Origin of the sequence: Streptococcus sp. 596553, assembly GCF_900411395.1 — a bacterium.
In the GTDB taxonomy this organism is placed as follows: domain Bacteria; phylum Bacillota; class Bacilli; order Lactobacillales; family Streptococcaceae; genus Streptococcus; species Streptococcus mitis_BA.
In genome coordinates this window covers 50648-74279 of the sequence record NZ_OXCQ01000006.1, presented here as the reverse complement: position 1 = coordinate 74279, position 23632 = coordinate 50648, and the positions used below count along the sequence as shown (strand labels likewise).

The 23632-nt window shown below is 36.2% G+C and carries 16 protein-coding genes and 1 pseudogene; 1 reads left to right on the top strand and 16 read right to left on the bottom strand.

Features of this window, described 5'->3' with window-relative positions; genetic code table 11:
• Window positions 1-120: 120 nt before the first annotated feature.
• The 10 genes from DSY56_RS07255 to DSY56_RS07210 form a co-directional block, all read right to left on the bottom strand.
• On the bottom strand, window positions 121-1887 hold the full coding sequence (locus DSY56_RS07255; RefSeq protein WP_112444730.1) for an L-fucose isomerase: 1767 nt from the start codon (window positions 1885-1887) through the stop codon (window positions 121-123).
• A gap of 12 nt (window positions 1888-1899) precedes the next feature.
• The gene (locus DSY56_RS07250; protein WP_000076086.1) at window positions 1900-2628 is read right to left on the bottom strand and encodes a class II aldolase/adducin family protein; all 729 of its coding nucleotides are present in this window, start codon (window positions 2626-2628) and stop codon (window positions 1900-1902) included.
• 14 nt (window positions 2629-2642) lie between these two features.
• Entirely contained in the window at window positions 2643-5660 is a 3018-nt protein-coding gene (locus DSY56_RS07245; protein WP_112444728.1) for a glycoside hydrolase family 98 domain-containing protein, read from the bottom strand.
• Window positions 5661-5673: 13 nt separating this feature from the next.
• Window positions 5674-7887 carry an alpha-galactosidase gene (locus DSY56_RS07240; RefSeq protein ID WP_112444726.1) on the bottom strand — a complete coding sequence of 738 codons (2214 nt, stop codon included), beginning with the start codon at window positions 7885-7887 and terminating at the stop codon, window positions 5674-5676.
• A gap of 21 nt (window positions 7888-7908) precedes the next feature.
• Window positions 7909-9780: an alpha-N-acetylgalactosaminidase gene (locus tag DSY56_RS07235; protein WP_112444724.1), complete on the bottom strand. Its 1872-nt coding sequence runs from the start codon at window positions 9778-9780 to the stop codon at window positions 7909-7911.
• A 5-nt stretch (window positions 9781-9785) separates the two neighbouring features.
• The gene (locus tag DSY56_RS07230) at window positions 9786-11105 is read right to left on the bottom strand and encodes an alpha-L-fucosidase (RefSeq protein ID WP_049522237.1); all 1320 of its coding nucleotides are present in this window, start codon (window positions 11103-11105) and stop codon (window positions 9786-9788) included.
• Entirely contained in the window at window positions 11102-11941 is an 840-nt protein-coding gene (locus DSY56_RS07225; protein ID WP_049522255.1) for a carbohydrate ABC transporter permease, read from the bottom strand. Before DSY56_RS07225 ends, DSY56_RS07230 begins: the two co-directional genes overlap by 4 nt.
• A gap of 2 nt (window positions 11942-11943) precedes the next feature.
• On the bottom strand, window positions 11944-12873 hold the full coding sequence (locus tag DSY56_RS07220) for a carbohydrate ABC transporter permease (protein ID WP_078140508.1): 930 nt from the start codon (window positions 12871-12873) through the stop codon (window positions 11944-11946).
• Window positions 12874-12959: 86 nt separating this feature from the next.
• On the bottom strand, window positions 12960-14252 hold the full coding sequence (locus DSY56_RS07215; protein ID WP_050220529.1) for an ABC transporter substrate-binding protein: 1293 nt from the start codon (window positions 14250-14252) through the stop codon (window positions 12960-12962).
• A gap of 28 nt (window positions 14253-14280) precedes the next feature.
• Window positions 14281-15684 (bottom strand): rhamnulokinase, encoded by a 1404-nt coding sequence (locus tag DSY56_RS07210; RefSeq protein ID WP_200832388.1) that lies wholly within the window; start codon window positions 15682-15684, stop codon window positions 14281-14283.
• Between the two features lie 175 nt (window positions 15685-15859).
• Here DSY56_RS07210 and DSY56_RS07205 point away from each other — a divergent pair, with 175 nt between their 5' ends.
• The gene (locus DSY56_RS07205; protein WP_112444720.1) at window positions 15860-16633 is read left to right on the top strand and encodes a DeoR/GlpR family DNA-binding transcription regulator; all 774 of its coding nucleotides are present in this window, start codon (window positions 15860-15862) and stop codon (window positions 16631-16633) included.
• 1873 nt (window positions 16634-18506) lie between these two features.
• On the opposite strand, the pseudogene adcA reads toward DSY56_RS07205, so the two are convergent.
• The 6 genes and pseudogenes from adcA to dltC form a co-directional block, all read right to left on the bottom strand.
• Window positions 18507-20013: pseudogene (adcA, locus tag DSY56_RS07195) on the bottom strand (zinc ABC transporter substrate-binding lipoprotein AdcA).
• Between the two features lie 9 nt (window positions 20014-20022).
• On the bottom strand, window positions 20023-20829 hold the full coding sequence (locus DSY56_RS07190) for a metal ABC transporter permease (protein ID WP_000950030.1): 807 nt from the start codon (window positions 20827-20829) through the stop codon (window positions 20023-20025).
• Window positions 20822-21526, bottom strand: coding sequence for a metal ABC transporter ATP-binding protein (locus tag DSY56_RS07185; RefSeq protein WP_001269496.1), 705 nt, complete (start codon window positions 21524-21526; stop codon window positions 20822-20824). The genes DSY56_RS07190 and DSY56_RS07185 overlap by 8 nt, the downstream gene beginning before the upstream one ends.
• Window positions 21526-21966 (bottom strand): zinc-dependent transcriptional regulator AdcR, encoded by a 441-nt coding sequence (gene adcR / locus DSY56_RS07180; RefSeq protein ID WP_001249314.1) that lies wholly within the window; start codon window positions 21964-21966, stop codon window positions 21526-21528. Before adcR ends, DSY56_RS07185 begins: the two co-directional genes overlap by 1 nt.
• Window positions 21967-22118: 152 nt before the next feature.
• A complete protein-coding gene (gene dltD / locus DSY56_RS07175; protein ID WP_112444716.1) occupies window positions 22119-23387 on the bottom strand; it encodes a D-alanyl-lipoteichoic acid biosynthesis protein DltD in 1269 nt (422 codons plus the stop codon).
• On the bottom strand, window positions 23380-23619 hold the full coding sequence (dltC, locus tag DSY56_RS07170) for a D-alanine--poly(phosphoribitol) ligase subunit DltC (RefSeq protein ID WP_050197725.1): 240 nt from the start codon (window positions 23617-23619) through the stop codon (window positions 23380-23382). Before dltC ends, dltD begins: the two co-directional genes overlap by 8 nt.
• Window positions 23620-23632 lie beyond the last annotated feature (13 nt).

Here is a 23632-nt window from a genome sequence, read left to right as displayed (position 1 = left end):
CTATCTATTCAACATCATTATATTACTTTTTGTATTCGTTTTCAATTATTTGTGAATTATTTAACAAATCTTTTTAAAAGGATAGGAGGGACGCAAGCTCACCTCCTATATAAGCAAGTTTTATTTATGTAGTGGTCCCAACAACTGACATGCACGATAGTCTGCTGATTCTAGATCCTCTGTTCCAAATAAGGACCAATTTTTAGGTCTAAAGATATCTTCCTCAGGTACATTATGCATATTGACAGGAATTCTCAACATAGAAGCCAAGGTAATCAAGTCTGCTCCAATGTGTCCATATGTTATGGCTCCGTGATTAGCTCCCCAATTATTCATGACGTCATAGACAGACTTGAAAGCACCTTTTCCTGTCAAACGTGGAGCAAACCAAGTAGTTGGCCATCCTGGATCTGTACGATTATCTAAAGTATGGTGAACATCTTCAGGAAGTTCAAGTGTGTAACCTTCTGCAATTTGTAGCACTGGACCAACCCCTTTTAGAAGATTGAGACGTACCATTGTTACTGGCATATCCCCCTTCGTCAAGAAACGAGTTGAGAATCCTCCTCCACGGAAGTATTCGCGGTTTGCTGGTGGGAAGTCTGTATTTTCAAGCATAGCCTGCACTTCACTTTCATCCAACTCCCAGAATGGTTTCATAACAGGTTTGCCATCTCGAGTAGCTTGACCTGTACCATCTAATGTACAAGAGCCAGAGTTAATCAAATGTAAGAAACCATCTGCGGCATTACCTTCTAGAGTATGCCCTGTTACACGTTTAACAGCCTCTGGACTCCAATAAGTACGCACATCAGCAAAGATTTGTGGAGTATTTGTTAATAGATAATTAAAGAGCATAGACACACCATTTAGTGAATCATTCTCTGTCGCAAATACAAATGGTTTTCGAATACCATTCCAGTCAAACTGAGTATTGAGGAAAGTTTCCATAAAGTCCCCATTGGGGAAATGGTCTGTCCACTGGCGTTGACCTTGGAAACCAGCTACTAAAGCATGGTGACCAACTGCTTCTTCCTCAAAACCAAGCTCTGCTAAACGAGGATTTCCCTGCATAAGATCTCGACCAATCATGAACATTTTTACAACAAATTCCCATTGTTTTTCTTTTTCTTCTTTAGAAAGAATCAAATCTTCACGATTTCGGTCAACTCCTTCTTTGATATGTTCTTTTACCCAAACCATAGCACGTTCAAACTCTTCAGGGTCATAAATACCACGGTCAATACGGCGCGTGAACTCCGTCATATCTACCGATTCATTTCGCATTCCTAAGTATTCTTGGAAGAAATCTGGATTCACAATAGAACCACCAATCCCCATTGATACACTACCCATTGATAGGTAAGCAGTGTCTCGCATCAAGCCAGTTGCAAGAGCTGCACGCGCATAACGTAAAAGTTTTTCTTTGACATCTCCTGGAATATCTGTATCATTAGCTTCCTGAACATCTCTTCCATAAATCCCAAACGCTGGAATACCTTTTTGAGCATGTGAAGCTAGAACAGCTGCAAGATAGACAGCCCCTGGACGTTCTGTCCCATTAAATCCCCAAATAGCATGAGGAATATCTGGAGACATATCCATAGTTTCACTACCATAACACCAGCATGGTGTGACTGTAATTGTTGCACAAACATTTGATTTTTTGAACAATTCATGTGAAGCTGCAGCCTCTGGAACACGACCAATAGTAGATGGAGAAATCACGCATTCCACAGGTTCTCCATCTGGATATTTCAATGTACTTGAAATAAGATCTGCCACACTTTTAGCCATGTTCATTGTTTGCACTTCAAGTGATTCGCGTACACCTTGACGACGACCATCAATAGTCGGACGAATACCAATACGTGGATGTTGAATCATAATACTTTCCTCTTATTTTTCTGTTTCTTTTATACTACCATCGCCATTATATTTACGGTAGCCTGGGTGACGACCTGTAACCTTATAATTTTCTCGCATTGAGAATAGACGTTCTAAAGTCGGACGAGCAATTTCTTGTTCTTCAATACCTTTTGTAGACAGTAACATTCTTCCGTGGAAGGTTGTTTTTGCTACTAATTCTAAAGTTTCCATACGGTAGTATGCTGTAATGACATCGCTTCCGACAGTCAGAGCTCCATGATTTTCTAATAGCATGACATCATGATCTGGTAGATAAGGTGTAATTGCTTCTGGCACTTCCATTGTAGACGGAACTCCAAATGGAGTTATAGGAATTGCCCCAACCACAATCGCGCTCTCAATTAGTGAATAAGTATCTAAAGGAATATGTGCAAGAGCAAATCCTGTTGCAATCGGTGGATGCGCGTGAACAACCGCACGGACATCCTCACGTTCTTCGTAACAACGAATATGCATTTTAATTTCACTAGAAGGGCGGTAATTACCTTCTGCTTCTAAAATCTCTCCTTTGAGATTTAACTTCACCAGCTTTTCTGGAGTAATGAAACTTTTGCTGATGCCAGTAGGAGTTGCAATAATGATATCCTCATCTAATCGAACAGATACATTCCCATCGTTTGCAGCAACCCAACCAAGTTGCCACATCTTATGACAAACATCACAAATCTGTTCACGAATTAATTTTTCATCTTGAGACATAAACTCACTCCTTTCTAAAAATGAAGTTCGAATTCAAGATTTCCGTTACTGTTAATGGTAATAGTAACTGTATGATTTTCCTGATCAAAATTGAGAGATGGCTGATCATAGGAATTATTTGTTCCTGTTAATGAATGAATAGTAGGAAGTTTATCTATACCTCTTAATACTATCTTTGTAACCCTTTTCTCTCCAAACTGAGTATCTTTGATATAATGTTCATCAATCCACTTAATCGCACCTTTTTTGGTCAATTGTGGTAGTTTCCTTGCCTGATTTGCATCTTGAGCATTAGACCAAAGTGAATCTTTATTTGTTCTAAAATTATTTAAATTCACTTTCAAGCCATTATTTATTTTCTCAAAAATACCATAAGTATGAGGCTCAAATTCAACATCCATTTCCAAAGAATTAAATTTTAATTTTCCAGTCTGTTTAACATTCTCATTTACCTTATAATTATAGACAAACCATCTATTATCTAATTTCTGAGCAAAGATATCTCCTTCATAATTCGTAGGATACAGCTTATTCAAGTATTCTTTTCTAGCCTGAGTAGAGCTAAATTCTGGGGAAGTGATCTCCTTAATCTGAATACGATTACCAGAAACAGACTCTTTCAATTTATCTGTTTTTAAAATACCTGGAATAGCTGGAATAACATTATAACGACCAGTCATGTATAATGGAGTTTGTTCTCTATCAGTATTTACGTTTACAAAGAACTTACCATTTCCTTTATTTGAATAGTCTCCATGTATGAATACTTTTGTATCCTCAAGTACCTTTTCTTTAGATGGTGCTGGATGTGCTATTACATATCTAAAAAATTCTTTTATTACTTCGCTAAAGAGTAAGCTTTCTTTATTATTTACACCATAGGTATAAGCTGGATGTTCAAAATTATAAACTACACCTCCATTAAGGTAAACCCCTAAAGCCTCTTCTCCTAGCATAGACTCTGGTTCAGTCAACCATTGTCTATCTCCTTGACTTTTTCCGATATTACCAGTTGCAAACAGTTTCCATTTACCTGTCTCATACCACTTCCAAGTATCCATCAAACCACCCCATTGATAAGTATGATTTGATAGCCAAAGTCCCTTCATATAACTTTCTGTAGTTGAATCATTTCCCTCGGCAGCAGGTGTATTTTTGAACATGAAAATAAGGTTCTTCCAGTACTTATCAACAGATTTCTGAAATGCTATCTTACCGTTTTTTCCAAATGCTTTTTCTATTGCAGAACCATTATTTTGTTCAGCCCATATAAAATATCCTCCATTTTTAGCTGATACTTTTAAGTAATCTGCCGCCTTATTTTCAATATCATTTGCCCAAATCCAATAATTCTCTGTACTGAAAATACCATGCAAATTTGGATATTTTTGATACATTTTATCAATCCAGCTGGTACTTAACCAATGTGCCGAAGTATAATAAGGCATATTACCAGCAGTGTAAACCGTCAGAATAACTGGAATTGGTTCATTTTTTCCAGTCTTAGGATTTACATATTTCGCTGCTTCTTCTAACATATGTTCATAAAAATCTCTAGCAGCTCCATCTCTTTTAGGAAGATCATCTGGATGTAACTGTATAACAGTATATGGTTTTAAGTCATCTGGTATATTCTCCCACTTCCCTGTTAATGTATCTCCTCCCCAAAAAGTATATTTCCCTTGGTTAAACTCTTCTCCGTTAGCATATAAAGGCATCATAAGTAACGGATGTTCATTATTAATTTCACGACGTTTATCAACTTCTGACCAATCATTAGGATTCTTAAATTTACCATTTGCCATAAACATGGCTCCACCTAAAACCAATTCGTCAGCCCATGTATGTTTTCCTGAATATGATTTAAGTTCTATCGTCTGTGTATCTTTTGGAATTTCAACATCAACCAGAAATGCCGATGTATCATACTTAATTCCTTTCGGATATTTTGAATCTGATGAGTAAATGACTTTACCATCCGCAACAACTTCAAACTTTTGAATATCTGCGTAATCTGAATTTAAATGATTGGCGCTCCTATCAATTCCGACATAGGAAATAAATCTTGTAACATTAGCACCCGAAACATCATATTTTATACTAGACGGGTTACTTGCTACAGTTCCCAATCCTTTATTAAATTCTATTTCCTTCCCGTCAATTAATAATTTTATTTTATTATTTGCACCGTTATTACCAGGTGTAAACGGTTTATCTTTCTGAACTGTTTTTGATTTATCGTCATCACCATGAGTAGCATCAACCCATTCTAAATCAGAAAGATATACTCCTCCATTAATTCCTTTATTAAGAAGATCTGGAGTTATAGTTTGAGTACTAACAGTTTTAATAAGTTTAGCATCAGCAAATACAACTTCATCACCCCATGTATGTTCTCCTGAGAATGATTTTAAGGATATTTTTTTAGCGTTTTGTGGAATTGTCACACTAATAAATTGTGCCTGGGTATTATATCTGAATCCATCTGGATTAGTTACATTACTGGAATAAACTACTTCTCCATCTATTTCTATTTCTATTTTATCCACTACTGCGTGGTCTGCTCTAGAACTATTAGCACTTTGATCAATTCCTATATAAGTTTCAAATTTTTCAAATCCTTGACCACTAATATCATAGCTGATTACAGACGGAGAATCTGCGACTGTCCCTATTCCTTTATCAAAATACTTAACTTTATTGTCAGAAGTAAGCAATGAAATTTTAGTATGTTCTCCTTTATTTCCTGTTGTAAATGGAGCATCTTTTTGTACTGTTTTTGTTTTATCTACATCACCATGAGTTGCAGAAGACCAATCCATATCTGAAAGATATGTCATCTCCGTATCAGTTTCTTGATCTTTAGTAATTGGTTTTCTTAAGTTATTCACTGTTACTCTAGCAGTTTCAGTACTAGCTCTGTCATTAGAATTACTTTGGACTACATCTGCATAAACCAATTTACTTCCTAAAAAACTTGTTAAAACAGCCGTAGCTATTAAAATCTGTTTTGCTATTTTTTTATTTTCCATTTTTATTTCCTCATTATTTACATACAACTTCCTCAATAACAAATAATTTTGTAAGATATTCTGGAACACATAGTGCTAAATTACTTAAACTGAATTTTATTCCAGCATTCATTAATTCATCTCCATAAAAGAACTCATCAAATCCAGAGACGGAATAGCATTTATCTTTATCTAAACCACTAAAATAAACTCTTGTATAACCTGGGTTCAACTTACTATTCAATTGAGCATACAGTAAAATCGACTGGCATTTATTCTTTGAAACAACTTGCCAACTAGCAGAATCACAACTAAAAGGACTGTTTATCCTATAAAAATCCCCATATTGAAACAATGAACGATATTTTTTATAAAACTGAATTTGTTCTCTCACTTGTTCTTTTTCTTCTACCGACAATCTCGTAACATCTAATTCATAACCGAAAGAACTAAAATAAGCTACATTTGTCCTAGTGTCCAAACTCGTTTGTCTTCCACTTTGTTCATTTGGAGAAATAGAAACATGGGCTGTCATCATTGATGGAGAATATCCATAAGAAGTTCCATGCTGAATTTTCAATCTTTCTATCGGGTCCGTATCATCACTCGTCCACGCTTGCGGTGCATAATACATAAGTCCTAAATCAAAACGTCCACCACCTGAAGAACAAGATTCAAATAGAACTGAAGGGAACTTAGTTATTAAACGATCTAACAACTGATAAAGACCTAAGATATATCGATGACCAAATTCCATCTGCTGTTCAGAATCAAGTTCAATACTATAAATATCTGTTATATGACGATTCATATCCCATTTGATATAATCCAGATTTGTTTCGATTATGATTTTAGAAATAGAATCAAAAAGGTAATCAACAACTTCCTGTCTCGTCAAATCCAACACATATTGATTTCTTCCTACTGACTTCTCTCTGTCTAACAAATGGATAGTCCAATCGGCATGATTCTTGTACAAATCACTATCAATAGAAATCATTTCAGGCTCAAACCACAAACCAAATTGTAAACCTATTTTGTGAATTTCATCTGCAAGAAATCCAATACCTTCAGGAAGGCGACTTCTATCTGTTACCCAGTCACCCAGAGAACTTTTGTCATCTTTCCTATGACCAAACCAACCATCATCCAGTACAAATAATTCTATCCCTAAATCTTTAGCAGCCTTTGCTAAATCTAAAATTTTTTCTGTACTCAAGTCAAAATAAAATGTTTCCCAACTATTGAGTATTATAGGACGACTAGCTTGAGAAAAATTAGGATTAACTAAATGATGTCGATAAAAATCTGATAGTTGTTGGCTCATCTGATTCATCCCTTGATCAGAATAGGTCACAATTGCTTCTGGTGTCACAAAACTTTCGGCAGGATTTAATAAAAAACGAAATTCTACTGGATTTATTCCTACCGTTACTCTAGCTGTGTCAAAATGGTCAACTTCAATCATATTTTGAAAATTTCCAGAATAGATAAAGTTAAAACCATAAACCTCACCACTATGCTCGGTAGTTTCCCTCCTTGATAGCATAAAGAAAGGATTTTGCTGAGGACTTGATGAGTATCTCAAGCTATCTATTGCTTGAATACCTGGTCTAAGCGAAGTTCTATATAACTGACGTTCCCTCAGCCATGCTCCAGAAAATTGAATAAAGTCATATTGACTATCAGGTAGATCTAGCTGTAAGCTCATTGCTTTCAAAAGAGTCAACTTATTATTGCTATTATTTAAAAATTCCGTATTTCTAACTAAGACATTGTATTCCGGAAAAATTGTGTAATTTAGTCTAACAGTTAAATCTAATATGGAATCTGTTAAAATAATCGTTAATGTTTCCGCACACTGACCAATATCATCAAATGTTGAAGGTAGAGAGTTAAGACGATTTTTCCCTTTTTCAAGTTCAAAACCTTGATATTTTAGTGTCGTTATCCTACTACCATTCATTCCTTGAACTTGAAAGGCTGGATGCCGAAAATCTCCTTTCCCGTATGAAGAATATTCATTTTGTATCATAGACTGTTGAATATCCTCAAATTCTTCAGAAAAAGATACTTCAAATCCTCTTTTTTCATAGGCCATCAATTGGTTATAATTTTCCTTGACATGAATCTTTTTCCCAAAATATAGATGTTGAAGTTCCCCATTTTCTAAAATTCTAAAAATATAACTACTATCTTTCATTTCCAAATGAAAAACGGTCTCGTCCTTATTAATATAAATCGTCATCTCTACCTCACAATTTTTTCTTTACTTCTTCAGTATCACGATAGAGTACGGTGCCAATTCTATCTCATCTTCTTGAATAGTAAAATCTCCAATTACTCTGGTAAAATTCTCTATCGAAAGATTCTCTATTTTTATTTTTTGTTTAATCTGAGCAGGATTTCTCAGAGAGAGAATTTCAGTAGAAGTCTTCTGATTGTGACACTTATAACCATAAATTTCAAATTTTTCAGGACTTCCTCCTATTTTTTTACTATATTTTAGTGTTTGATAATTCTCCTCTATCCATTTGACGGCACGAGCATTGGCTTTCCAGCGTTCTTCATCAAACATATCAAAAGAATAGTGAAACTCCCAAAAAGCGTTCCCTCTTGTTGAAATAAATAATAGATAAGCTTCAAAATCTGGTATTGATGCAAACATTTGATGATCCATGTACCAGGTATTTGCACTGACAGCATAGATTGGTTCATGATTATAAAGCGACCACATAGGTAACTGTATCTCACGTTTTTCCAAAAATTCTTGATACTGACTATCTCGGTAAGTAATCATACGATTGATATCATTACCTGCATTCTCTGTAAACCCTACATCTTGAGATATTTGAATCCATAAACTATTGACCCACTGTAAAAACCATGGACTAGGATTTACATAAGAAGTCAAGTTTAACCAACAATCTTTTCCTCCTCGCTCCTTTCTTAGATCTATCAACAGTTGAATTAAGAACTCATAAACCGCTGTCATGGTATACATACCATGCGACCCACTCTTATCAGGTTTGTCAGGTTGAAGTAACCAGCCATCAATTTTCCAATAGCTGATATCGAATTCTTTTTGATATTCCAACATCTTTTTCTTCATTTGATTGAGATAGTTAAAATCAGCGACGTTTACATCATTTGAAGTATAATTTTTAGAGCCAATCCTTAACTCTGGATGTGCTTCCAACCAATCACTCATAATGATTTCCGTCCCATTATAACCACCTCTGGGACCAATCCATAATCCTAGGCTTGAACCAAATCCATTTACAAGATGTTTAATATTTCTCAAACCATTTGGGAATTTATGATTGAATTCCCAAACTGATTGATAGTTTGTCCAACCATCATCAACAACATAAGCATCTAAATGGACTCCATGATTTTCAAATCCATCTCTAATCTCAGAAAAACTTTTTAGAATACCTGCTTCTGTAATGTCGGTCATATGGTCATACCAGGAATTATACTGTTTACGGAAATAACTAGGTTGAGCTATTCCTTCCACATATTCAAAAAATGCCTCTTGAATCTCTTCTTTTTTATAGGAACCTGCTCCCCCAACAATACAAGGCCACAAAATTTTCTCTTGATTAATAACCGTTCCTAAGTAATACCTTGATACATAATGTCTACAATCTACCTTGTTTTCAGACATGGGAAATTCCATTCCTAAGAATAAAGAATTAGCATAAACAGGTTGTCCCAATTCTACATAATAACCGGAAAAATTTGCCATTTCCTTAATACAATCTTGTCTTTTAGGATAGAAAATATGGTCTTCTGTTTCAAACTCAAAACTCTCTACCTCTACAGATTTAATAACTTCAGTAGAAGATTCTAAAACTAATTGTTTCGAAAGAACATCATCCCTCGATTCAAAGATTAAACGTAAACGAATGGAAGGATAAACAAAAGAAACCTCAATCCGCTTATCTCCCTCTTCCCTAACGATTGCTGAAAAATGATTTGAAGAAAGTTTTATACCATTCTCCAATGTAATGGTAAATTCCTCTTTCGAAACATTTTTTATCATTACTCCTGCCCGTTTGTTTACGATATCAGTAGTATAAAATCGACCATCTACCCAAAAGAAATTACGTCTTACATTTTTATTTTCAATTTTCATATAAACTACTCTCTCAACTCAATTTTTATTACGCTATCAATCAAGTCTGGTAATGGATAGGTAAAATGAGGAACTTCTCCAAACTGTGCAAAACAAATTCCTTTATAGGCATTGGTCGTCCAGCTTTCTGAAATTTTCACCTCACTTCCATCATGAAGAAAGCTCATTCTTTTTACGTTTTCTTTACTAATACCAAGAAGAGCTAACGGACCTATAGGTTGTTCAAATACATGAGCATAAACCGTATTTCCGTTACGAGTATAGTATCCCCAATCTGGTTTTGGTAAATTTTCATCTCCACTACATCCATAAATTGCCTCACCATTTCGAGACATCCATTGATGAAAATCATCTAATATTTTCTTACTTGGATCATTAATTCTTCCCAAAGCATCTGGGCCTACATTAAGAATCATATTCCCGTTTTTACTAACACATTCAACTAACTTTCTTATCAAAGTTTGACTAGACTTATATAGATAATCAGTAGGATTATAAGCCCAATTGTTATTCATAGTTAGACAAAGTTCCCAAGGAACAGGCTCACCTTTAAAGTTTCGAATACCTTCGTGAGGAACAATTTGCTCTGGACTAACAAAATCTCCAGCATAAGAGGTAATTTCATCTGTAACAATACTTCCGAATCCTTCACCTGATGTTTCTAATCTATTATCTACGATAACGTTTGGCTGATAATGACGAACCATGTCTATTAATTTTGAAGCTCCCCATTTTTCACCTACCATGTCTTCATAAGAATAATCAAACCATAATATGTCAATCTGACCATAACCAGTTACAATTTCTTTAACTTGATTGTGCAAATACTCCAAATAACGGTCAAAGTTAATTTTCTCATCTCGATAGGCTTCATTTCCTCTCATTGGATGATTTAGATCAGCATATTTAGGAAAATCAGGATGATACCAGTCAATCAAACTAAAATATAACCCTACTTTTAAACCTTCAGCTCGAACGGCATCTACAAATTCTTTAACTAAATCTCTACCTGCAGGTGTATTTGTTGATTTATAATCTGTAAATTTTGAATCAAACAAACAAAATCCATCATGATGTTTAGCTGTTAAAACCATATATTTCATCCCTGCAGCTTTTGCTTGTTTAGCCCATTCTCTAGGGTTATATTCCTTAGGATCAAAAGCTCGAAAATATGGTTCATAATCTTCAATAGATAATTTCTGATGACTACGAATCCATTCTCCTTTTCCTGGAATAGAATATAAACCCCAATGAATGAACATCCCAAATCTTGCTTCTCTAAACCACTGAGTTCTACTATTGATAGTTTCAAGTGTATGTTTCATCCTTTTACTGCTCCTCCTCCTAAAGCTTCAATAAAGTATTTACTTGTAAATGCAAATAGAATGATTGGTGGTAATACGATTACAACAATCGCTGAAAAGAGACCATTATAATTAGTATTAAAACTTGTAGTAAATTGACCTAGTAATGCTGGTACTGTTAATTCATTTTTATCAATCACCAACATAGATGCCCAATAATATTCATTCCAGTTATTAATAAAGGCAAGTACTGCTGCTGTTAAAATTCCAGGTCTAGCAATTGGCAACATCACTTTCCAAAAAGTTTGAGCATATGTCGCACCATCAATCTCTGCCGCCTCCTCCAATTCTTTTGGAATAATTTCAAAATAGTTCTTTATAATGAAGAAACTCATAGCAATTCCACTACAAGAGTAGACTAGAATTAGAGCAACTGGGGTATTATAGATCCCCAACGCATTTACTAATCTATAAACTGGAAAAGTCATAGCTGTTGCTGGAATAAATAGAGTAGAATACAGCATAGAAGTCACTAACTTCTTCCCTCTAAATTCCATCCTAGCAATAACATATGAAGACATGGAAATCATAACAATGCTAATAATAACTGATATAGACACTACTTTAAAGCTATTCCAAAAGTAAGTGAAAACATGAAGTTTTGTAAAAACATTTATATAACCATCAAGAGTAAAGTCAGTTGGTAAACTAATACCTGGATTTTTCATAGGATCTGCTTTTAATGATGATAAAAATATCCACGCAATAGGGAAAATGGAAATTAAAATGGTAAGGAGCATATAACCATATATAAGAACTTTACCTTTTTTACTAATACCATTTATATGTGTATTCATAATCATTTCCCACCTTTCAGTCTTTTTCTTTCTCTGAATAAAATATTAATACAAACGATAATCAACATTCCACCTAAGATTTGTATAACTCCAATTGTATTTGCACGAGCATACTGAGTTCGTGAGCTAGCCACCGCTAATTCTCTAATAACAAAACTGATACTTTTTGTTCCTGCAGCACCATTTGTCAAAAAGAATACTTCGTTATAGAGCAAAAATCCTGAAGTTGCAGCCATAATTGAAACAGTTTTAATTGTCCCCTTAATCATCGGAATCGTAATATACCACTCTTTCCTCCAACCAGTAATATTGTCTAAAATAGCAGCTTCTTGAACTTCTTCTGGAATAGCAAAAATTTGCCCAAGAATCATAATGGTTGATGCTCCTGCAAAGAAGATATAAGCGCCAGTCATAGCTGCTATATTTAATCCTGGAGTCAACAGTACTGAATCTTTAAACGATGGATTAAATAAATGAATAATTTGGTTAACAACGCCATAGTTTGGATTATAGATTTGAAGAAAAATCAATCCCATAGCAGCACTAGAAATGATACTAGGTACAATATAAAGATTTCTAGATATCTTCCATCCTTTTAATTTCTTAGATAATGTAATTGCAACAGATAAAGCTAAAGGAACTTGAATAATAACACCAATTACAGCCCAACGAACAGAATTAATTAGAGCTTCTGTAAAAAATGGGTATTCTTTAAAAACATACCTATAATTTTCAAATAATTTATCAAATCCAAGAAACTCAGGGGTGTTTAAATTTGTATAATCCCATTTAGCAAATGAAGTTAAAAAGATTGTTACTACAGAATAAAAATAAAATAGAAAGAAACAAATCAACGTTGGCAAAAGAAATAAAAAGATAAATCGTCTTTTTTGATTCTTCCTATTTTGTAGGCTCATAACTTTTTGTGCCATAAACAAACTCCTTTTTTCAACTATATGAGTAAAATCAAGCTCAGTTGGCAGTGCCAACTGAGCTTCGTTTCCACTCCCTAAAACAATTAACCAATCAATGATTTCAACACATCTTGAGTAGATTTCACTTTTTGATCAACATCTACATTTTCAGCAGCACTTTCTGTCAATGCATTAATAATAGCTGTGTGTACATCGCCACCCCAAACATCACTTACAGTTGGAACAACTACTTTTGCATTCTTAACTTGAGTGATTGCTTGTCCTAAAATTTTAGTAGTAGCTTCTGAACTCTTTTCTGAAAGTTCTTTTACATTTACATTTTCATCAGAAGGATTTGCTCCTACTTTTTCAAAAATTACTTTTTGTACATCATCGCTAGTCATATATTTCAAAAACTCAAGAGCTAGTTTTTGTTTAGCTTCAGACATCTTACTTGAGATAGTGATACCACCTCCAGAAGAACTAATTGCTACACCTGCAGGATAGATTCCAGGTGCAAGACTTGGGTTCTTAGACATCTCACCAGAAGCCCACACACCATTAAAGAAGACTGCAGATTTACCTTCTTGGAAGTCTTTAGAATAAGCATTAGCATCGCCACCAGCATTCTTAGAACCATTAGCTTGAATTTCTTTCATAACCATTTTCAAAGCATCTGCAAATTCTTTAGATTCGATTCCTTCTTTTGTTAATGGTTTGTCTAATAATTTACGCCCATTTTCTGTGGTTCCTAAGACTGTATTAAACAAGCGAATAGATGGTTCTCCAGCACCAAATGCATACACTCCATCTTGCTTTCTCACAGTAGCCATTGCTTGTGTAAAATCTTCCCAAGTATTCCACTGATCAGGTGTTTTAGCACCTGCTTTTGCAAATATATCCTTGTTGTACCATAAGCCCATTGTAAATAACTGTTCGTGAACTGTATAAATTTTTCCATCTTTTTGGTTTTGTTTATAGTTCAAACCAACATTTTTTTCAAGCTTATTTGAATCGATATATGGTTTCAAATCTAAAACAAGTTTTTGTTCAATTGCAGCTAATGATACTGCATTACCTGCTAGGTCAATCACATCTGGAAATTCACCACTAGCAACCTTGTTATTCATTACATCCTTCAAATCACCATTTATAGGAATTGGTTTAAATTCTACACCACTATCTTTATGTTCTTCTGCAAATTTATCATATAAATCTCGCATAGTTTTAGCTACAGGCCATTCATCTTCACTATGATGATACCCATGATAAAATTCTAATACTTCTTTACCAGAAGAACTTCCACCGCTTGCATCCTTAGATGTTCCACAAGCTGCTAAACCAAGGGTAGCTACTAACCCGATAACAGCGCATTTCAAAAGACTTTTTTTGTTCATGACAAAACCTCCGTTTTTTTATTTTTGTTTATGATAGCTGAGGATAATAATATTGTGTATCAGCAATATTTGTCATAATATCCTTTAACCCTGTATCCTCGTTTATTTTACCTTGACTTAATAGCTGTATACAAATATTCCCTACAGCTGTAGCTTCAGTCGAACCTGTAAGAACCTCTTTACCAGTTCTATCAGCAATCATTTGATTAAAGTAACTGGCTCTAGCGCCTCCTCCAATCACATATATCCTCTTATAAACCTTATGAGTTAGTTTCTCTAGTAACTCTATTGTTTCCTTATACGTTTCAGCTAGGCTTTCATAAACTATCTTAAATAGTTGTCCATCTGTCCACTCTCTAGTCTCATGATGATAAGCTAGATATTCTGTTAAAGTTTTGTACATATCAGATTCTGTTGCAAATTTAGTTGATTCAGTATCAATCAAAGGAAGATCTTCTTTTTCTTTCTCCACCATTGTTTTTATATCACCAAAAGAATATGCTTTCCCTCTTCGTTCAAATGAACGTCTTAGCTCCTCTATGATCCACAACCCTGTACAATTCTTCAAAAAAGTAATCACTCCATCTTTGCCTACCTCATTTGTAAATCCATAGCTGAAAGATTCGGTATTAAGAATCGGTGAAGTAAGTTCCACTCCAACTAAAGACCAAGTACCTGATGAAATAAATAAACTACCTTCTGTCTTAGGAACTGAGACAATCGCACTGGCTGTATCATGGCTACAAACATTCACAACAGGAATATCTCCTAAACCATACTCCTCTTTTATCCTTCCAAGGACATTTCCCTCTGAAACAATTTCAGGAAGTAAAGATGAATCCAATTCAAATAGTTTTAAGATATTCTGATTCCAATTTTGACTCCTCGGATCAAAGAGTTGCGTTGTTGAAGCAATACTTTTTTCTGTAGCAAACTTACCTGTCAAGAGATAATTAAACAAATCTGGCATTAAAAGAATCTTATTGGTCTTATAGAAAGAGTCAGGAAATTCTTGTCGTACCTTAAAAAGTTGGAACAAGGTGTTAATCTCCATAAGCTGATTTCCTGTCTCTGAATACAGTTTTTCTAATTCAGTAATTTCAGATATTTCCTTTAACACTCCCTTTGTTCTTTCATCACGATAATGAACAGGTTGTGATAACAGCTTACCTTCATTATCAATAAGTCCAAAATCAACACCCCATGTATCAATACCGATAGATAAAATCTTGTAACTAGTATTAGCCAAGTGGATGCTTTCAAGAATTTTAGCTAGTAGAAAGTCAACATCCCAAGATAAATGCCCTTTTACTCTAATAGGTAGATTAGAAAAGCGATTTATTTCTTCCATTACTAGTTTATTTTCAGAAAGGTAACCAACTATTGCTCTTCCAGAAGTCGCACCTAAATCTATTGCTAAAACCGCTTCCATTTTTCTTCTCTCTTCGTCCTTGATTAACTTTATTATAATCCCCACATTTTATTTTTTCAATATGTGAACGCTTACTTGAATAATGTTCATATATTTACTCCATAAACATAAAAATAATTCAAATTCCTCCAATTTGTGCTATAATATAGTTGAAATGATAAATTAGGAGGAGCTTATGATAAAAGATGAACGTGTACTTGAATTGATTGAAATTATCAAAAAGAAAAAAAGAATTGCCGTAAAAGAGCTGGCAGAAATCACTTTCTCCAGCACAAGTACCTTACGTCGTGATTTAATTTTCTTAGAAAATCAAGGTCTTATCAAAAGAAAACACGGATACGTGACCCTGTCCTCTATGAACACAATTGAACTTTCTCATCAAATACGTGAAGGAGAAAGTACTAGGCAAAAAAGACTAATCGCTAGTCTCGCTAAAGACTTTATTCGGTCAGGCATGTGTATTTATCTTGATTCCAGTACGACTGTCTACGAACTCTGTCCTCATCTCGCCGAACTAGATAATCTAATTATTTTTACAAATGGTTTGCATACTGCACAAACCTTATCTGAAACTGTTAGAGATAGTTCTAAAATTTTTATTACTTCTGGAGAAGTAAAACATCAATCTTGTTCAGTTATTAACTATGATAAAGAAAATTCTTTATTAGATCACTTTAATATCGATTTAGCATTTTGTTCAGCAAGAGGTATTGATGACCAATATGTTTATGAAGCTTCTCTCAGCCAAGCTATTTCAAAAAAGAATATTATTGACAAAGCCCATGAAACCATCTTACTGATTGATAGTTCTAAATTTTACAAGACTGGATTTTTTAAAATTAATCCCTTCTCCAAATACACAACCTTTATTTCTGACACCTTGCCAGATCAAAAATTATTAGACGCAGTAGAATTATTTGATGGAGAATGGGTTTCTGATATTCAATGAAAATCAAATAGGAAACTAGTCTCAGCTTGCTCAAAGTACAGATTTGAAAATTGATCAAGTCAGCTCGAAACACTGTTTTGATGTTGTAGATAGAACTGATGAAGTCAGTCACATATATACGGAAAGACGAAGCTGACATGATGTGAAGAGATTTTCGAAGAATATTCGTTCTGTCTGCTGACTGATTTACAAATACTCACCACATGACATTATTTTCTCAGCAACCCTAAAAACAGAAGCTGGGCAAAAACTCAATTTCAGGAGAAAATGGAGTAAACCTTCTCACAATAAAACGCATAAAATCAAGGTTTTGCACACCTGATATTATGCGTTTTTCTGATTTTAAAGACTTTGTCGCTTAGACCCTATATTTCAAGAATTAAGTGACCTTGATGATCTAAATTTGTTGTGGTATACTATTTTTGTCATCGGTTACCGATTACGTTCCTATGGGTTCGTGAGAGGAGGTGAAACTAATGAGCCTTATCATAGAGCTCGCTCTTACTATTATAGCGGACGTCATCGCAGGAATTATCTTGTATTTCGTCTGCAGATGGCTAGATAGTAAGGACTAGACCGAGTGACTAGCCTATCAACACCCGTTAAATCACTAAGATACGTCAAAAAAGCCCTTAACTACGGCAATAGTTAAGGGCTTTGGTGTTCTAATGAACCTTATCAATTAACTATATTCTAGCATATAATCTACAATAGTTCAAGCATTAAGTGAGGTTGATGATCTAAATTTAGTGTGGTATAATACTTTTGTCATCGGTTACCGATTACGTTCCTATGGGTTCGTGAGAGGAGGTGAAACTAATGAGCCTTATACCAGAGCTTGCTCTTACTATTATAGCAGATGTTATAGCTGGAATTATCTTGTATTTCGTCTGCAAATGGCTAGATGGTAAGAAGTAGACCGACTGACTAGCCTATAAACACCCGTTAAATCTCTAAGATACGTCAAAAAAGCCCTTAACTATGGCAGTAGTTAGGGGCTTTGGTGTTCTAATGAACCTTATACACTAACTACATTCTAGCATATAAGTCCTAATATTTCAAGCATTAAGCAATGTTGATGATCTAAATTTAATGTGATATACTATTTTTGTCATCGGTTACCGATTACGTTCCTTACGGTTCGTGAGAGGAGGTGAAACTAATGAACCTTGCCCCAGAGCTCGTTCTTACTATTGTAACGGACGTCATAGCAGGAATTATCTTGTATTTCGTCTGCAAATGGCTAGATGGTAAGAAGTAGACCGAATGACTAGCCTGTAAACACCCGTTAAATCGCTAAGATACGTCAAAAAATCCCTTAACTACGGCCATAGTTAAGGGATTTGGTGTTCTAATGAACCTTACCCGATAAAATTATTCTAACACACAAGCGCTAAGATTTCAAGAGTTTTATTTATTATTTAAAGTTCCTTAGTTCTGAAAGGTATTTGATTTTTCATCAATTCATTTAAAAATACTATACAAATTTCTTACATTTTCCATAAGTGTGATATAATGGACTCAATAAGATAACTTGTGAAGGATAAACGCTGGGTCCCAGAATGGGGTAGACTGAAAGGTTGAGCATTCCTATGTGCCTGGGGTTATCTTTTTATTTTGATTTTTTAAGGCTCTCTACAAAGTTTAGAGGGTCTTTTTCTATTCCTGTAGAATATACCAAAACACCCCTTAACTATGGCAGTAGTTAGGGGGTAGTATTCTAATGAACCTTATCCGATAAAATCATTCTAACATATAAGCCCAGATATTTCAAGAGCTTTATTTATTGTTTAAAATTCTGAAAGGTCTATAATGAAGTTAGCCATCTAGTATCAAAAAACCGACTAGCTCCTATGAACTAATCGGTTTCTCATCAATGCGCCAACATTTCTTGGGCGATTTCTTGTCCAGATAGGTTATCTGGGTAATAGGTTGGCCAGTTATCCATTTCTTCAAAGAGGGCTTCTTGGCTTGTGCCTCCAAAGAAAATATGGAAATGTTCTGCCTTAACTGGGGCGATATTGTGGTCACTAAACTGAACATACTTGAACTGTCCAGCGTCCGCATCTGTGGCTTCAAAGAGGAAGCGCACGCCACGATTTCCTTTCTTATAAGTCAAGATTTTCTTTCCAACATACTTATAAGTGTATTTCTTACTTTGTCCACCTTGAACAAATTCCATAGTATTATCAGTAATGTTGATCTTAGTGACATCTGTCTGATAGCCTTTTGTATAGTAAGCCTTGTACTCAGCCTGAGTCATCTTACCAGTCAACTTAGCCTTGTAGTCAAAGACTTGATCAAACGTGCCATCTTCAAGGAAAGGATAAACTGATTGCCAGTTACCTGCATAGTCACTCAAGGTGCGGTCCTTGACAGCTGCATCCTCAAAGTAACCATTTTGAACTGTCTTAGTATCCTCTGCCTTTTCAGGTTCGATAGCTGGACCTTCTTGGTCTGTTGTTTGTTTCAAAGCCTTGAGGTTTTTCTCCATGATAGAGATGTAATTTTCTCCAGCCTTGGTGTCCTCTTCTGTCAGACTTTCTAAAGGATTAAGGACATCTGTTTTGACACCTGCCTCTTTTGAAAGTGTATTAGCAAGGGCTTGTGAAGCATTTTCCTCAAAGTAGATATAAGCAATTTTATTTTTCTTGACGTACTCTGTCAATTCTGCCAGACGTGCAGCTGATGGCTCTGCATCTGGAGAAAGTCCTGAGATAGCGACTTGTTTGAGCCCATAGTCTAAAGCGAGATAGTTAAAGGCTGCGTGTTGCGTTACAAAGCTCTTTTGTTTGGCTTGAGACAAGCCTTCTGCATAAGCCTTATCCAAGGCTTGTAATTTTTCGATATAGGCAGATGCGTTCTTTTCAAAGGTCTCTTTTTTATCAGGATAATCTGCTGACAAGCTATCACGGATGTGCTCTACAAGTTTAATGGCACGAACTGGTGATAACCAAACATGGGGATCGTACTCATGGTGATGGCCTTCTTCTCCATGGTCATGGTCTCCCTCTTCTTCCTCACCACCTGGCAAAAGCAACATATCACCTGTCGCCTTGATGGTTTTGACTTTTTTCTTATCCAAGGTATCTAGCAATTTAGGAACCCATGTTTCCATGTTTTCATTTTCATAAACGAAGGTATCTGCATCTTGGATTTTGGCAACTGCCTTGGCAGACGGTTCATATTCATGGGGTTCTGTCCCAGCACCGATGAGGAGTTCTACATTAGCAGTATCTCCTGCGACTTGCTTAGTAAATTCATAGACAGGGTAAAAGGTTGTCACAATATTTAGTTTGCCATCTGCCTGCTTTTGATTGGAACAAGCCACTAAAAAACAAGGCACATAGACTGGCTAGCAATAAGCTAATTTTTTTCACATTAGTCTCCTATTTGATAAAACGTCTTACTAAACTAATCAGTAAGAAGACAGTTACAAAAATAATAGTAATACTTGCGCTTGCAGGTGTTTCTGCATAGTAGGAAATGTAGAGTCCTGCCACCATTCCCAAAAATCCAATAGCACTGGCTAGCAGCATAACCGATTTAAAGTTTTTCCCCAGACGCAGGGCAATACTAGCTGGCAAGACCATAATGGTCGATACCAGAAGAGCTCCCGCAGCAGGAATCATAAGGGCAATGGCCACCCCCGTCACCATGTTAAAAAGAATGGACATGGTACGAACTGGCAAGCCATCCACAAAGGCCGTATCCTCATCAAAGGTCAAGATATACATAGGACGAAGGAAGAGGAAGGTCAAAATCAAAACAACCGCCGCAATGACAAAGAGGGAAATGACCTGCTCCTCACTAATAGTCACAATCGAACCAAAAAGATACTGGTCCAAACTCATTGAGCTAGAGCTTTTACCCTTGCTCATGACAATCAGAGAAACAGCCAGTCCTGTTGACATGAGGATAGCTGTCCCGATTTCCATAAAGCTCTTGTAAACCGTACGGAGATACTCCAGAAAGACCGCCGCAATCAAGACAATAGCAATAGTTGAAATAGTCGGAGAAATCCCTAGTACCAGACCAAAAGCTACACCCGAAAGCGAGACGTGGCTGAGGGTATCACTCATCAAACTCTGACGGCGCAAGATAAGGAAGGTTCCCAATACTGGCGAGAAAAGACTCATAGCAATAACCGCCAGAAAGGCACGCTGCATAAAGTCATAAGATAACAAACTAAGCATGGCCCACCTCCTGATCATTCTCATGAACGTTGAAACAACGCCATGGCGAGTCTTGGTTACGGACTAGATGAATATTGCGGTCCGCATAGTCCTTAACTTCTTCAGGGTCATGGGTAATCATCAAAACAGCCTTGCCATGATGATGGGCGCTATGGTGCATGAGTTCGTAAAATTCATTTTTACTTCCTGCATCCATCCCCGTTGTCGGTTCATCTAGGATAAACACATCTGGGTCAGAAGCAAACATACGCGCAATCACCGCTCGCTGCTTTTGCCCCCCAGATAGAGACCCCAAGCGTTTGTCTCGGTGTTCCCACATACCAACTGAGTCCAGACTAGCCTTGATATGCTCCTCATCATGAGCATTCAAGCGACGGAACCAACCCTTTCGCGGATAGCGACCCGACTTGACAAACTCATAAACCGTACTTGGAAAACCCGCATTAAAACTGGCAATCTGTTGAGGAAGATAGGCTATTCTCAATTTCTTACCCTGCGTATTTGTCTTTGAAATAGTCACCTTGCCAATGCGTGGTTGGAGGATTCCAAGACTAGCCTTGATGAGTGTCGTTTTAGCTGCCCCATTCTCCCCTGTCAAGGTAACAAATTCCCCACTATCAACACTATAATTGATATGTTCAAGAACAGGTTCCTTATCATAATAGAAGGACAAATCCTCTACCGTAATATATCTCATTATTTGATTTCTCCTACTAAAGCAGTCAAAAACCGCTGGATCACTTTTTGTTCATTTGGAGTAAACTGAGTCGCCACTTGTTCATAGGTTAAAAGCGTATGCTCATGGTGATGGTGGTGCTCCTCAGCAATTGGACGAGCCAAGTCAGTCAACTGATAAAAAATCACACGCGCATCCTTAGGATCTTTAGACGTTTCCAACATCCCTTCCTTGACCAAAGACTTAATGGCCTTGGTAACTGCCGCCTGACTGACATTGAGACGACGGGCCAATTCTGAATTGGTTAAAGATTCCTCCGACAAAAGCATGAGAATGTGCTCCTGGGTATTGGTCAGGGCCACCTCACTAGTGCAATGACCTATTAGGATTTCATGTTGGTTTTCCGCCTGTAAAATCACCTCATTCAAAAAGCCATCGATATCCTTCGCTAGCTGTCTCATATCTGACTCCTTTCCTTTTGGACTTCTCTTTTTTAAGAGAAAAATACTATTCTTTGACATTTTATTTACCAGTTAATTATATCACAAGCAAAAAAAGAGTCAAGAAAAAACGTGAAAATAGGCTTCATTCTTGAACTCTTCTATATCATGATCTATTGAAATTCTTTGACATCTCCATCGTATGTCGCCCAATCTTTGCTGAAAAAGCGCTCATTCAAGTGGTAAGTCGGAGCTGGTGTGGGATTGGATAGGAAAGGATCAACTGCCTTGTCAAAAGCCAACCAACCCAACCAACCAAGGTGAATGGTATCCTTCATAAAGAAAGGCTCCCCGCCGTCCTTAGAAAAATCTGCTATATTGGTAAAACCTTGACTTTCTAATTGGTAGCGAATCTTCTGCACCGTTTGTTGGTACATATCCTCTCGTAAACCAGCGTAGTCCATCCATTTTTTATTAACAGGTGGAATGATAAAAATCGGGTTTACCCTAGATTTAGAAAACTGTGTTAAAACCAACTGCAAGTCATTATACTCTGGCGACTTGAGATAGGTAAAGCTTTTCTGAGAGTCCTTTAATTTCTTCAGATCCTTCTTAATCTGCGTATTATAGAAATAATTTTCCATTCCCAGATCATTATTGGAAGTATTCTTTTCAGCATCTGCTTTAACGACATCTTCTATAGCTTGATAAGAAAACTGGTCTGGCAAGGTCTTTAAATACTTAACTACATGCTTATCATAATTGACATAGCCTCTAACTGAAAACTGCCCAAAAAAGGAAGCTTGGCGTTCATTAAACCGAGCCAATAATTCAATCATTTCATTGTCTGCCGTCGACAATTCTTCTTTACTTGCCAACTTCTGAACCAAATCCTTCATAGCTACGTTAGGAAACTGCTGTAGTAAGCGAGTCGCCGCATATTGGCTAGCCTGATCTCCAGATTGATGTTCCAGAAAACTGGTCAACTGGTCTCCATTAAAATACTGCTGAAAAGCTGCTGGCTCATAACCATATTTACTGAACCACTGGGGTGAGATAACATACACAACTTGTTTATTCTCTAGCTGTGGCAACATCTGTTGCATTCCAAAATACTGGTTAAGCGATGCAGCTCCCCTCTGTCCTAAAAGATACGGACGGTAGGAGCGATTATACTTCTCAGCCAAGACTGCAGGATGAGCACCGTCAAAACGAAGCCATTCACTAGAGCCAAAGAAGGGAACAAAACGTATGTTCGGATCAGATAGTGCTCTGACCTTTTGACTTCGCTCCTTAAAACTATCGATAGTAGTAGCCACTGCTGAACGCTTTTCAGCTCCTAGATTATGACGCATCTCAGTAGGATAAAAGAAAATGAGCAGAAAAACCAACAAACCAGCTATCAAGACCGGTCCGAAGATCATCCATAAGCGTTTAAGCATTTTGTAGCTCCATAATACCAGCTATGATTTTATTGGCTGTATTCCAGTCGTCGCGACCAAACTCTGTTACAGGGACACGAATGTCAAAACGGTTCTCAATCTCTACAATCAACTCAACCGTTCCCATACTATCCAAGACACCTGCATCAAAAAGATCTTCATCCATCATGTCAGAAACATCTTCCATAAACAACTCATCAATAATTTCGATAACTTCTGATTTGATATCCATATTTTATTTCCTT